The following is a 13,024-nucleotide window of genomic DNA, read 5'->3' on the forward strand; positions in this document are numbered from 1 at the left end:
TCGGTACTCACTGACCATCGCACGATGGCTCACTACGTCGCCTACGCAACGCTCAACAGCGGAGAACTACACCACTCCACGGGACGTAACCCACAGGAATCCCGATGGTGCCACTGTCAACCATGATCCACGGTGATGCGCTCAGCCCGCGATCTAGGGCGAGCAGCGCTCAAGCCCCACTGCCGCTCACAGAAAACTTGGTTGGGTCCCCGGGTAGGAGTCCAGTGTTTATGTGAGTTTCGTGTCCGAGAATGGACACAGGAGGAAATCCACGAATCATGGCACGCAGACACAGCCCCGAGCAGGTCATCGCTAAGGTCCGGCAGGGTCAGAAAATGCTCAGTGAGGGCCGCCCGATGGTCGAGGTCGTCAAGGAGCTTCAGGTCACCGAGGCGACCTGGTACCGGTGGCTGAACCAGTACGGGTCCGAGAAGAACGCTGAAACCTCGAAGCGGACCAGGGAACTGGAAAAGGAAAACGCCCGCCTCAAGCGGCTGCTCGCGGAGAAGGAACTGGCCCTCGACATCCTCAACGAGGTGGCCAAGGGAAAATTCTGAGCCCCGAACCTCGTCGCCGTGCCGTGCGCATGGCGGTGGAGAAATTCGGGGCATCCGAACGGTTCGCGTGCGCGCTTCTGGGCCAGAACCGGTCAGCCTTTCGTAAGAAGAAGCCCGACATGGGTTTCGAGGAGGTGCAATTGCGGAGGGAGTTGCGCGCTGTCGCCGGCAAGCACCCGGCATGGGGTTGGAGAAAGGCCCGCTGGCACCTGATGGGACAACGAGCCTGGAAAGGTGTGGCGCTGAACAGGAAGCGGATCCGCCGGCTCTGGCGCGACGAAGGGCTCACCTGCAAACCCAAGGTCCGCAAGAAGCGTCGGACCGGGCCCGGTGCCGGGGAACAGAAGCGCCTCACAGCCCAGTACCCGATGCATGTGGTCAGCTTCGACTTCCAGTCCGACGTGACGTCCTGTGGGCGGCACATCCGGTTCTTCAACGTCATCGACGAATACACTCGCACCGCGCTGGCGATCATCCCGCGCCGCTCCTTCAAAGCCACGGACGTGGTCGCGGTGCTGGAGGACATCATCGCCGAAACCGGCACCACCCCGGCCTATGTCCGGTGCGACAACGGGCCGGAATTCACCGCCGCCGCCCTGGTCGACTGGTGTAACACCGCCGGGGTGGACACGGCATTCATCGACCCGGGATCGCCCTGGCAGAACGGCTTCATCGAATCCTTCAACGCCCAATTCAGAAGGGAGCAACTCACCGGAGAAATCATGGACACCCTGGGCGAAGCCACGTACTTGGCCGAGGAATGGAAAGCTACCTACAATCATGAACGGCCCCACGGATCCCTGAACGGCATGACGCCGAAACGCTACTGGGAGAACTGGACGCAAGAAAACCAACTAGCTATCGCATAGACCCTGGACTGCTAACGGGGGCCCAACCACGTCCTCCATTACTTGACCGCGCCTGCGGTCAAGCCTCCAATGAGTCTCTTCTCGATGAGGGCAAAGAGGATGATTACGGGAATAATCGCGACGATCGAAACACCGAAGACATACTGCCAGCTCGTGGCGTACTGGCCAATGAACTTGGTAAGGGCCACCGAAAGCGGTTGGTTTCCGGCCGTCGACATAATCACAAGGCTGGCGGCGAACTCGTTCCATGAGGCGACGAACGTGAAGATGATGGCCGTGACGATTCCAGGCCAGACCAAGGGAAGGTTGATTCGAAAGAGCACTGCCAAACGACTTGCGCCGTCCAATTGGGCGGCCTCGTCGACTTCCTTGGGGATTCCGGCGAAGAAACTGTGCATGATCCAGAGTGCGAAGGACAGGTTGAAGGCTGCATTAATCAAGATCATGGCGAGCCAAGTGTCGTTGAAGTCGAGCACCAGCATTTGCCGGAACAGGCCTGCCGTCAGCACTGCAGGCTGCAACATCTGGGTCACGATAACGAGGAACAGGAAGGGCAGTTTGCCGGGAAAGTTGAACCGCGCGGTGTAGTAAGCCGCGGGTGTGGCGACGAGCAACACCAGCAATGTGGCAAATACCGCGATGATCACGGTGGAGATGAGGTTATACGTCAGGGGCGTCTCCGGCGTGGACCACATAGTGAGGTAGTTGCCAAATTGCAGCCCGTCCTGAGGAAAGTAGCGCGGCGGGACCGCAAGAATTTCCGGCCGGGTTTTTAGGGACCCGACGAGCATGATCAAATACGGGACCAGGAACAGGACAGCGATCAGGATTCCAACCGTGATCCGGCCTGCCATCCGGCGCCCGCTGACTCCGTCGGCGCCGTACTTTTTGACCCTACTGTCTACGGGCACGCGGGTGGAAGCTTTTTCCGGTGCAACGACTGCCATGTCAGTCCTCCTTCATGGGCTTGACGATCTTCACGTAGGCCGCGACGATCACGATCACGATGGCGAAGTTAACAACGCTCAGTGCGCTGGCGAGGTCCAGTCGGCGATCGAACTGCAGGACCTTGAAGATGTATGTCATTAGGGTGTCCGCACCGTAGCCGGGGATGGAACCGGTCATGATGCGCAGGATGGGCAGGTTGTTGAATACGTTGATCACGTTGATCAGCACGGCGACGGCTAGCGCGCCGCGTAGCTGAGGCAGTATCACCAGGAAGTAGGTGCGAACCTTACCGGCTCCGTCCATCTTGGCGGCTTCGAGAATGTCCCCGGGTACGGCCTGCAGACCGGCGAGCAGGGTGTAGGTCGTGAAGGGAATGGAGACGAAGACGCCGACGACGATCGCGGCACCGAGCGCAGTCGCGGCATTTGCCGTAAAGCCGTAAGGGGCATCGAGCAGCCCGATATCGACGAGGAACGCGTTCATGATCCCGTAGTTGCGGTCGAGTCCGTAGTAGAACACGGTGGTGGTCATGACCACGCTGGCAGCCCAAGGAACAACCACGGCCATGCGCACCAGGGTTCGCCCGGGGAAGGGCTTGTTGAGAAAATTTGCCAATGCCATCGAAAGGATGACGGTCATCGTGACGACCACTACCACCCAAACCACGGTGTTGATGAGGATGCGCGGCAGGTTCGGATCCGACAGAACCACGCCGAAATTGGCGAAGCCCACACCCTCGACATTGGTTCCGGCCTGACTGATGCGCCGCGTGGAGTTGTAGATCATGTAAGCCGCTGGAAAAACGACGATGCCGAATATCAAGATCAAAACCGGGCCGATCCAGGGAAGCGCCGCGGCAAGGCTTTCCCGGTTCTGGCCGCGCATCTTCCGGATCCGCGTGATGGGGGGCTGCTGGAATGTGCTCATTGAGTACTGACCGTTTTCCTCGGACAGGAGGGGAGCCGGCTGGAACAAGCCGGCTCCCCTCACGCGGGTGCCTTAGGCTGCGGCGTCGGCTTTTGCCTGGATCTGCTCAAGCACGGATTCGGGTTCCTGCGTCTCCAACAGGCCCATGAGTGACTTGAATGCGCCGTCGGTCGCGTTCCACGCCGGATTGGAGGTCGGGTAGAACTTCGCGTTGGGCAACATCTCCAGGAACGGCTTCAGCGTCTCATTCGACGCCATCGCTTCGGATCCTGACTTCGTGGTGGGCAGGAAGTTCTCGGCTTCTACCCAGTTCACGTACTGGTCCTCCGCGAAGAAGAAGTCCATGAAGGCCGTGATGGCTTCCTGCTTGGTCTCATCGTTCTTGAAGGCCAGGAGGCGGTCGGCCACGCCGAGCGTTGCGGGATCCCCTGTGTTGGTCGGGACGTTAGCTACCCCGTAGTTCAGGTCGGGGTTGGCTTCCTCGATCTGTCCCACGGTCTGCGGGAGGGCGTACACCATGCCGATCTGGCCCTGGGTGAAGACGTTGATCATCGGGGTGCGCTGCGTCGCGCCTGGATCGGGCTGGGTGACGCCGTCGGTGATCATCTTCTTCATGAACTGGGCGGCTTCAAGGTTCTCCGGTGTGTTGACCGTGATCTCGGACGCGTCACCGAACCCGCCGCCGTTGCCGGCGAACCAGATGAGGGCCTCTCCCTGCGCTTCCTCGGAACCGAGCGGCATGCCGTAGCCGGGGGTACCCGTCGCCGTGATCTTCTCCGCGGCTTCGTGTAGCTCCTCCCACGTGGTGGGTGGCGCTTCGACGCCGGCAGCGTCGAACAGGTCCTGGTTGTAGAACAACGCGCGGGCGGATGCAAGCAAGGGCAGCCCGTATTGGGTTCCTTCAAGGCTTTCATTCTCAACGAAAGATTCTTGGAAGTCGCTGATGGTTTCCTCCGACGCGACGTCCTCGGCCGGGTATAGCAGACCCTCGGAAGCAAAGGCCGAGAAAGCGCCGCCGTTGTAGATGTCCGGAGCCTCACCTGCCTGGATCTTCGTTTGGAGCACCGATTCCAAGTTTTCCCAGGACTCGATCTGCAGGTTGACCGTGATTCCTTCGTTTGCTGCCTCAAAGTCATCAACGACGCCCTCCCAAAGGGCCTTGGTGCCATCGGAGTAGCTTGGCACCAGCATATTCAGGGTCGTCCCACCTCCCTCTGCCTCGGATGGCTCGCCGCCGCCGAAACCGCAGGAGGACAGTGCAAGTGTCCCGACGGCAGCCATCGCCACCATGCTCATCCTCAGTTTGCTATTCATCGCTTGATTCCTTTTCGAATGGGTCCGGGACCTGCCTCGGCTGCTAATCCGGTCGATCCAACACGCTCTTGGTGATGAAAGATGATCCCCAAAGGGTCCGGACAGTCAACAACGATCAGTTAGTTCTTCAAAGCATGCCGTGATGTACGTCTCAGGTCAAGCATTTGATAGGGCGCAGGAGAACCAAAACGAAAAGAGGTGCCTGTCCCTGCGATTCACAATAATGACTGATACTGATTTCTAGACAGTTGGATCAATCATGGGTGATCATTGAGCGAACCCTGATCTGCTCTAAAGGAGAACCTCGTGTCACAGTTTCCCGATCCTTCCTCTTCTGCCCCTGTTCTGGGACGGCACATGGACAGCGAGTTGTCGTCCCAGCCCGAATGCTGGGAACGCGCGATAGCGCAGGCATCCAGAGAGCGACTGCTGCCGGCACGCGGGCAGCGGATAGCGGTGGTCGGCTGCGGGACCTCATGGTTCATGGCGCAGTCCTATGCAACTGCACGCGAGAGCTCCGGTAACGGAGAGACCGACGCCTATGCGGCGTCGGAGGCTTCCGCCATCAGCACCAGGTCATACGACGCCGTCGTCGCCATCACGCGATCCGGCACCACCAGCGAGATCCTTCTATTGCTCGCCGAGCTCAAGGGCTCCACCCCCACCGTCGTTGTCCTGGGTGATACAGAATCGCCTGCCGCGGATCTCGCCGACACCGTCGTCGGGCTTCCCTACGCGGACGAATCCTCGGTGGTCCAGACCCGATTCGCCTCCTCCGCACTCGTCTACCTCCTCACCTCGCTTGGCATCGATCTGGGTTCAGCTGTGGCCGATGCCAGGGTCGCGGTCGCCGCTGAAACTTCAGCTGAGCTGCTGGCCGCCGAACAATTCAGTTTCCTCGGCACGGAGTGGACCATCGGCCTGGCTCACGAAGCCGCTTTGAAAATGCGCGAGGGCGTCCAGGGGTGGACGGAGTCCTACCCGGCCATGGAGTACCGCCACGGTCCCATCTCCATCGCACAGCCTGGACGGGTGACCTGGGTGTTTGGCCAGGAGCCAAGCGGCCTTCGCGACGAGGTCGCCGCCACCGGCGCCCTGTATGTCAACACCGATACCCACCCCCTCGCTGACCTCGTGCGCGTACACAAGGTCACACTGGACCGTGCCCGCTCACGCGGCCTTAACCCTGATACCCCTCGGCACCTGACCAGGTCCGTCGTCCTAGAAAGCTGACCTCCCACCCGTGAGCTCCCTAGAGAGCCCCACTCCCCCGGGGCCGGCAGGCCCCGGTCCCGGCGTCCTGGCCGTTGATGTCGGTGGAACTGACATGAAAGCCGCAGTGATCGATCAGGGCGGAAATTTGCATGGCCTCGTCCGCGTCCCGTCACCACACGACGACGAACGTCCCGGCGACGTCGTGGTGGACCAGGTCGCCGTGCTGGCGCGTGAGTACGCTACTTCATATCCGCACGTCGAGCTGCGCGCACTGGGGCTCGTGGTGCCCGGACTCGTGGATGATGCTGCGGGAGTGGGCCTTTTTGCTAGCAACTTCGGGTGGCACGACTATCCGTTCGGGGAACGGGTCCGCGAAGCGACCGGGCTTCCCGTCGCCTTCGGGCACGATGTGAGCGCTGCCGGGGTGGCAGAGATGCGCGCCGGCGCCGGGTTGGGGGCCAACGACGCCGTCGTACTGATCATCGGGACAGGAATCGCGGGTGCGGTGTTCTGCGAGGGACGTCCTGTCCGTGCCGGTGGTTACGCGGGTGAACTTGGTCATGCGCAGGTCCCCGGTGGGTTTCCTTGCGCATGCGGCGCCTTGGGCTGCCTTGAGACCGTGGGGTCGGCCGGTGCGATCGCCCGCCGGTACAACCTGCGCACCGGGCGCACCGTTTCCGGCGCGAAGGCGGTGCTTGCGGCCAGCCAAGCTGGCGACGCCGACGCGTGCGAAATCTGGTCCGATGCCGTCAGCGCCCTTGCCTTTAGCATTTGCCAGCTCGTCGCGATGATCGGGACCGAGACAGTAATTTTGGGCGGTGGACTCGCCCAGGCGGGTTCCGCTCTCCTCGATCCGCTCGGGAAGGAAATCGAGGAGCGGCTTTCCTTCCTCCGTGTGCCTCGCCTGAAGACCTCGGTGTTGGGTCAGGATGCGGGGTTGATCGGCGCTGCACTTCGGGCACGCGATTTGGTGGAGAAACGGCGATGATGCCTCCCGTGACTGTCCTAACAGTCACTCCCAACCCTGCGCTGGACACCACCTATAGTCTTCCTGCCCTCGTCCCCGGGCACTCGCACCGTGTCGAGCCTCCCGTGATCAAGGCCGGAGGCAAAGGCGTCAATGTCGCCAGGGTAGTCCATCAGAGCGGTAATTCGACCCACGCGGTCCTGCCCGTCGGTGGAGAGTCTGGCGCTCTGCTGCGAGCCGACCTCGCGAAAAGTGGCTTTGCCCATTCCCTGGTGGAGGTAGCGCAGCCGACCCGGCGGAGTATCGCTATCTACGATGGGTCAACCGCCAGCGCAACCCTCCTCAACGAGATCGGGGGCGAACTAACCACCGCGGACTGGAACAATATTGTGGAAGTTGTCGGTCAACAGTTGCCGCGCTCGGCTTGCCTCGCCGGATCAGGAAGCCTACCCCGCCAAGCACCAGAAGATTTCTATGCACGCCTAATCCAGGATGCCCGGTCCCTGGGCATACCCACGATCATCGACACCTCCGGGCCCGCGCTGCTACACGCCGCCAGGGCAGGAGCCACCGTTCTAAAGCCGAATCACCATGAGTTGTTCGAGGCCACGGGAGAGACGAACCTCGAACGGGGAGCACGCATGCTCCTCGACCTCGGCGCCGGCCTTGTCCTGGTCAGCCAGGGCGACAAGGGCATGCTGGCCTTCGACGCGCGGGAGCCCGCATTTTACCTGCACGCGAGTCTTCCCTCAGCTCTGGAAGGCAACCCCACCGGGGCCGGGGACGCAGCGGTTGCAGCCGTCGCCGTCCTGCTGGCCCATACTTCCCCGGATGTCACGAACATGCTGCGCGCCGCGACTGCATGGTCTGCCTCGGCCGTGCTGATGCCTACCGCCGGGGTGCTGCACGAGGACTACCACGACATGGCCGATACTGTGGTGATCAGCCGGCACGACATCGCGTGCCGCACTCCCCCCGGCAGCCCCCACGACACTGCACCTTCCACCTCACGCAAGGATTCCTGATGGGACTGATTCCCACCCGCACCCTCATCGACACCGCTGCCGCCGCCGGCACTGGGCTTGGCAGTTTCAACGTGCTGCATCTGGAGACAGCCGAAGCGATCGTCGCCGGAGCCGAGGCGGTGGGACTTCCCGTGATCCTGCAGATCTCACAGAACTGCGCCGCCTATCACGGCGGGCTTGAGCCGATCACCCTCGCTGCTGCTGCGGTGGCCCGCACCGCGGACGTTCCGGTGGCACTGCACCTGGATCACGCCGAGGATGAACAACTGGTGTACCAGGCATTGGGCCTCGGGTTCGGGTCAGTGATGTACGACGGTGCCCACCTTCCCTACGCCGACAATGTGGCGGCCACCGCACGAGTCGTAAGACGCGCCGCTGCCCATGGCGTTTTCGTCGAGGCCGAACTCGGCAAGGTCGGCGGCAAGGACGGCGCCCACGCTCCCGGCGTGAGAACCGACCCCGGCGAGGCGGCAGCCTTCGTTGAAACCACCGGCGTCGACGCCCTCGCTGTCGCCGTCGGGTCCTCCCACGCGATGACGAAGCGGGGCGCGGCACTGGACCTGGAGCTCATCGCACAGCTCAAAGCCTCAGTACCCGTACCGTTGGTGCTCCATGGCTCCTCAGGTGTGCCCGATGACCTCCTCGTCCTGGCAGTCGGAGCCGGCATGACGAAAATAAACGTATCGACCCACCTGAACGGTTTCTTCACACGTGCCGTACGGGAAGTCCTCGCAAGCCAGCCGGACCTCGTTGACTCCCGCAAATACCTTGCGGCAGGCCGCCACGCCCTGGCATCCGAGGCTGGCCGCCTCCTGGTCCTTCTCTCCCTGCAGGACCAACCAGCTAAACGCGAAAGCTGAACCAGTGGAAAGAACAGAAAGACTCAACGCAATCCTCGACCTGCTCGCAGCGGAGGGAAGCGTGCTGGTCGAGGACATCGTCACCCGGCTCAGTGTCTCCCCTGCCACAGTACGCCGTGACCTCGACAGCCTTGCGACGCAGCGCCTGCTCACCAGGAACCGCGGCGGTGCCACTATGGAGGCGATCGCCTATGACCTCCCCACCCGGTACAGCCGTGATGACCACACCACTGAGAAACAGGCAATCGCCCGTGCCGCAAGCAACTTGGTGACGAAGGGATCCGTGATCGGCCTGTGCGGTGGAACCACCAGCACGGCAATCGCCCAGGTCCTCGGCATGCGGTCCGACCTCATGGAACCGTCCAGCAAACCAACCCTCACCGTAGTCACGAACGCGATCAACATCGCGGCCCAACTCGTGGTCCGGCCCAACATCCGCATCATGGTGACCGGTGGTGTAGTCAACCCCCGGTCCTATGAACTCGTGGGGCCCTACACGGACGTGATCCTGCAGCGCGTTGCCCTCGACATCGCCTTTATCGGCGTGAACGGGCTCGACCCGGACGTCGGCCCGACCGTCAGTGACGAAGGCGAGGCAGAAGTCAATGCGCTCATGGCGCGCCGGGCCTCCGAGACGTTCATCGTGGCTGACTCCTCGAAGATCGGCGCCCGTAATTTCGCCACCATGACAGGCTACGTCTTCAGCAACCTCATCACCGACAGTGGCATCACCGGTGAGCAGAAAGCCGCCTTCGAGGCCAGTGGCACGAAAGTGATCGTGGCTCCTGAGAACACCGAGTAATGCCCCGCCCATCCACCTCCCGCATAGATCGGAGCCATGATGCGTGTCATCATTCTCGACAGCGCCCAGGAGATTGGCACCTACGGCGCCAACGTTATCCTCGACGGCGCCCTCAAGGGCACAATCCGCACGCTCGGCGTAGCCACCGGGTCCTCACCGCTCGCTATCTATCGCGCACTGGAGGAACGATGGATCCCCGCTCTGGCGCAGTTGAAAGCTTTCGCGCTGGACGAGTATGTGGGACTTCCCGCCAACAACCCCCAGAGCTACCGATCGGTGATCCAGCGGGAGGTAACGGACAGCCTCCGCCTGGATCCCGCGAACGTCCATGTCCCTGACGGCTGTGCGGCTGATCTCACGGCCGAAAGCGATCGATTTGAAACAGCGATGGCCGCTGCGGGCGGCGTGGATCTGCAGCTTTTGGGAATCGGCCGGAACGGGCACATCGGTTTCAACGAGCCAGGTTCCTCCCTGTCCTCACGGACCCGCCCGAAAACCCTGATGGCGGCCACCCGCAGGGATAACGCACGATTTTTTACCGATCTCGACACCGTTCCGCGACACTGCCTGACCCAAGGGCTTGGTACTATCCTCGACGCCGCAGAGGTGCTGCTGGTCGCCCAGGGAGCCGCCAAAGCCGATGCCGTGGCTGCCGCTCTCGAGGGACCGGTGTCGAGCATGTGCCCGGCATCAGTACTGCAGCTCCATCGACGGGCAACCGTTGTGCTGGACGGGGACGCTGCCCGGCACCTCGCGCTACGCGAGTACTACGTTGATACGGAAAAGAACAGGATCGAGGGCGTCGGAGAGTGAACTCGGTCCTGATCCACAGCGCCACAAAGGTCGACGCCGACGGAGAGACGCCCGACTTTTGGCTTGTAGCGATCGGGAACGCCATCGCCGCCACGGGCATAGGCACCGGGTGGCAGGAGCACCGTGCGGATAGGGTGATCAACGGCACTGGGCATTACCTGACCCCTGGGTTCCTCGACCTGCACATCCACGGAGGTGGCGGCTACAGTCATGAGGACGGCAACGACGCGATCAGTCAGTCACTCGCGGCGCACCACCCTCACGGCACCACGCGGGCGGTGGCAAGCCTTGTCTCTAATCCCATCGATCTGCTGTGCCGTTCGCTGTCTCAAATCGCCGAACTCTCGCAGACCAACCCCCTGCTGCTCGGCAGTCATCTCGAGGGGCCGTTCCTGTCGGTCGGGAAACGCGGTGCCCACAACGAAAACCACCTTACCGACCCCACATCTGAGCGCCTCGACCAGTTGCTCGAAGCCGCTCATGGAACGCTCCGGCAGATCACTCTTGATCCCGAACGACCCGGTGCGGCGGATGCGATCGACAGGTTGACGGCGGCGGGCGTCGTCGTCGCTGTGGGACATACGGAGGCCGGTTACGAGAAAACTCTTCAGGCACTACAGGACGGCGCGACTCTTCTGACCCACTCATTCAACGGAATGCCGGGCCTGCATCACCGAGACCCGGGTCCGGTGGGAGCCGCATTGACCGGTGGGGCGTACCTCGAAGTGATTCTGGATGGACAACATGTTCATCCCGCCGTCGTAGCTATGCTTTTCACCCTCGCACCGCACCGCATCGTGCTCATCACCGATGCGATGGCCGCTGCAGCTGCCCCGGATGGCCGGTACCTGCTCGGTGGACTGGCCGTCTCCGTCCAGGATCGCGTGGCCAGACTGCAAACCAATGGTTCCCTCGCTGGGTCGACTTTGACCCTTGACGAATCGCTGAAGCACGGACTGGCCGCCGGCATTCCGCCGGCGTCCCTCATCGAAGCCCTGACCCTGACCCCGGCGCGCGTCCTCGGACTCCACCAACACCTCGGGCTCCTTCGTCCCGGCTTCGCCGCAGACCTCGTGCTCTTCGACTCCGACTGGCATATCGTCTCAGTAAGGGCTGAGGGCAACTGGCTCTACCACCCCTGACCAGCCAACACGGGTAGGTTCGCTCTTCGTGGGCGAACCCGGGCGAGTACTTGCGGTCGGCGAGGGCATGGAGAGTGCCGAGCACATCGGGACATCGGATGCCTCCCTCGAATGACCGAACTTGAGGGATAACCCGGAACGCGGAAGTGGTCGCAATGAAGTGGTTCTGAATCCCGTCTAGTCTGTGCCCGTTACCAGCTGCGTATGGTTCGCGGATGGGTCATTCACATGGAAGGTGTCGGGGACGGGAGAAGCAGAGTGTCTGGCTGCGCGCGCATCCCGTTCAAGGCCTGAGGGTTGGGTGAGGATTGAGTACAGTTCGGGGCGACGGCCCAAAAGCCAGCGGCGCCCGGTTGCCATGGGAAGCAGATCAAGGTCAAGGTCAGCGATGACGACAGCGGTATCCGGGACGGGCGATTCCCCGACGATACGGCCGTATGGGTCGATGATCATTGCATTACCGGTACGTACTTCATCGTCGTCGAGGCCGATACCGTTGCTGAAGAGTACGAAGATTCCGTTGTCATGCGCCCGGGACGGCAGCCAGCGCATCAGCCACCCGCGCCCGTTCGGTCCGTTGACCGCAGCTTTGAGTGCTTCGGGGTTGTCGTGGCGGTTATCCCACAGTGCCCGCGGGAGCGGGCGCATCCCGTGCGGACTCATCGACTTCGTACCCCCGGTCTGATGAGGTGCGAGCAACACGGTGGCGCCCAGCAGCGCCACAGCACGCACATTCTCGACAAGATTGTTATCCCAACAGATGAGAATCCCCATCCGCACGCCCCATGGAGTATCGAAGACAGTGTAGGTATCCCCGCTGGAAATTGCTTCGTGCTCGAATGCATGGAGCTTCCGGTGCACATGAACTTCCCCGTCGGGAAGACACACGGCATAAGAGTTGAAAAGCTCATCTCCATCCAATTCCAGGAATCCGACCCCAATTCCCAACCCCAACTCCACAGCCAGCTCCTGAACCGCTGTAACAGCCGGCCCTTCCCGATGCTGGGCCAACTCCTGCAACCGAGAACGCGGTTGACGAGTCAGGTGCCAGTAACCCAGCAGACAAAGCTCCGGAAACACGATGATCTGTACGCCATCAGCAGCAGCTTGAGCCGACAGCATGGAAACGGTCCCCAGATTGGACTCCAGGTCGTTCGGAACGGCTTCGAACTGGACTACGGCCGCTCGCAATACTTTCGATGAAGTTCCACCACTCATTGTCAGAACCTTTCCTACGTACTCGCCACACTCCGTCATGCTCTCTTATCGAGAGATGCTGATAACCGACCCTGTGCCCTCTTTCCCCGCTCCACGACGAACCCGAAAGCATCCGCCTCCAAAAATTTGAACCGGGAATCGCCTCGATAAGAACTGAAAATCTGGCAGGGACAGACCGTGCTCCTGCAATCGTAAGGACAACAGAGCTATTTCGGGTGCAACATCTTCGAGCAAGCTAGCCTAATCCTGATTCGGCTTGCGCAGGCCCCCGACGGTTACGTCCCGCTGAGTGGTGGAGTTTTCTCGACACCGTGCGGGTCAGTTCTTTGATTATGCTGCAGTGAGTTCTGGGAGCAAAACTGTTTCC

12 protein-coding genes are annotated in these 13,024 nt (G+C 61.7%); 8 read left to right on the top strand and 4 right to left on the bottom strand.

Annotated features, from left to right (window positions below):
* Positions 1-278: 278 nt before the first annotated feature.
* Positions 279-1,426, top strand: a protein-coding gene (locus tag IWX65_RS16255) for an IS3 family transposase (protein WP_196884517.1) whose coding sequence is annotated in 2 segments (ribosomal slippage) — positions 279-552 and positions 552-1,426 — 1,149 coding nt in all. Because the reading frame shifts where the segments join, the coding sequence is not laid out codon by codon here.
* Between the two features lie 38 nt (positions 1,427-1,464).
* Here the strand turns inward: IWX65_RS16255 and IWX65_RS16260 are convergent.
* The 3 genes from IWX65_RS16260 to IWX65_RS16270 form a co-directional block, all read right to left on the bottom strand.
* Positions 1,465-2,373: a carbohydrate ABC transporter permease gene (locus tag IWX65_RS16260; RefSeq protein WP_196884519.1), complete on the bottom strand. Its 909-nt coding sequence runs from the start codon at positions 2,371-2,373 to the stop codon at positions 1,465-1,467.
* 1 nt (position 2,374) lies between these two features.
* Positions 2,375-3,259: a carbohydrate ABC transporter permease gene (locus IWX65_RS16265; protein WP_334683945.1), complete on the bottom strand. Its 885-nt coding sequence runs from the start codon at positions 3,257-3,259 to the stop codon at positions 2,375-2,377.
* A gap of 114 nt (positions 3,260-3,373) precedes the next feature.
* Positions 3,374-4,615 carry an ABC transporter substrate-binding protein gene (locus IWX65_RS16270; RefSeq protein ID WP_196884523.1) on the bottom strand — a complete coding sequence of 414 codons (1,242 nt, stop codon included), beginning with the start codon at positions 4,613-4,615 and terminating at the stop codon, positions 3,374-3,376.
* 357 nt (positions 4,616-4,972) lie between these two features.
* Here IWX65_RS16270 and IWX65_RS16275 point away from each other — a divergent pair, with 357 nt between their 5' ends.
* Genes IWX65_RS16275 through nagA form a run of 7 tightly spaced genes read left to right on the top strand, consistent with a single transcriptional unit; the run spans position 4,973 to position 11,439 of the window.
* Positions 4,973-5,848, top strand: coding sequence for an SIS domain-containing protein (locus tag IWX65_RS16275; RefSeq protein ID WP_196884538.1), 876 nt, complete (start codon positions 4,973-4,975; stop codon positions 5,846-5,848).
* 10 nt (positions 5,849-5,858) lie between these two features.
* Positions 5,859-6,818 carry an ROK family protein gene (locus tag IWX65_RS16280; RefSeq protein ID WP_196884526.1) on the top strand — a complete coding sequence of 320 codons (960 nt, stop codon included), beginning with the start codon at positions 5,859-5,861 and terminating at the stop codon, positions 6,816-6,818.
* Positions 6,819-6,826: 8 nt separating this feature from the next.
* Positions 6,827-7,822, top strand: a complete 996-nt coding sequence (locus tag IWX65_RS16285) for a 1-phosphofructokinase family hexose kinase (RefSeq protein ID WP_334683946.1) — start codon at positions 6,827-6,829, stop codon at positions 7,820-7,822.
* The gene (locus IWX65_RS16290; RefSeq protein ID WP_196884530.1) at positions 7,822-8,682 is read left to right on the top strand and encodes a class II fructose-bisphosphate aldolase; all 861 of its coding nucleotides are present in this window, start codon (positions 7,822-7,824) and stop codon (positions 8,680-8,682) included. Before IWX65_RS16285 ends, IWX65_RS16290 begins: the two co-directional genes overlap by 1 nt.
* A 4-nt stretch (positions 8,683-8,686) precedes the next feature.
* Positions 8,687-9,484, top strand: a complete 798-nt coding sequence (locus tag IWX65_RS16295; protein WP_196884532.1) for a DeoR/GlpR family DNA-binding transcription regulator — start codon at positions 8,687-8,689, stop codon at positions 9,482-9,484.
* 39 nt (positions 9,485-9,523) lie between these two features.
* Entirely contained in the window at positions 9,524-10,297 is a 774-nt protein-coding gene (locus IWX65_RS16300) for a glucosamine-6-phosphate deaminase (protein ID WP_196884540.1), read from the top strand.
* The gene (nagA, locus tag IWX65_RS16305) at positions 10,294-11,439 is read left to right on the top strand and encodes an N-acetylglucosamine-6-phosphate deacetylase (RefSeq protein WP_196884534.1); all 1,146 of its coding nucleotides are present in this window, start codon (positions 10,294-10,296) and stop codon (positions 11,437-11,439) included. Before IWX65_RS16300 ends, nagA begins: the two co-directional genes overlap by 4 nt.
* A gap of 177 nt (positions 11,440-11,616) precedes the next feature.
* Here the strand turns inward: nagA and IWX65_RS16310 are convergent, their stop codons facing one another.
* Entirely contained in the window at positions 11,617-12,657 is a 1,041-nt protein-coding gene (locus IWX65_RS16310) for a nitrilase family protein (protein ID WP_196884536.1), read from the bottom strand.
* Positions 12,658-13,024 lie beyond the last annotated feature (367 nt).

The organism is Arthrobacter sp. CAN_A214 (assembly GCF_015751955.1).
In the GTDB taxonomy this organism is placed as follows: Bacteria; Actinomycetota; Actinomycetes; order Actinomycetales; family Micrococcaceae; genus Arthrobacter_D.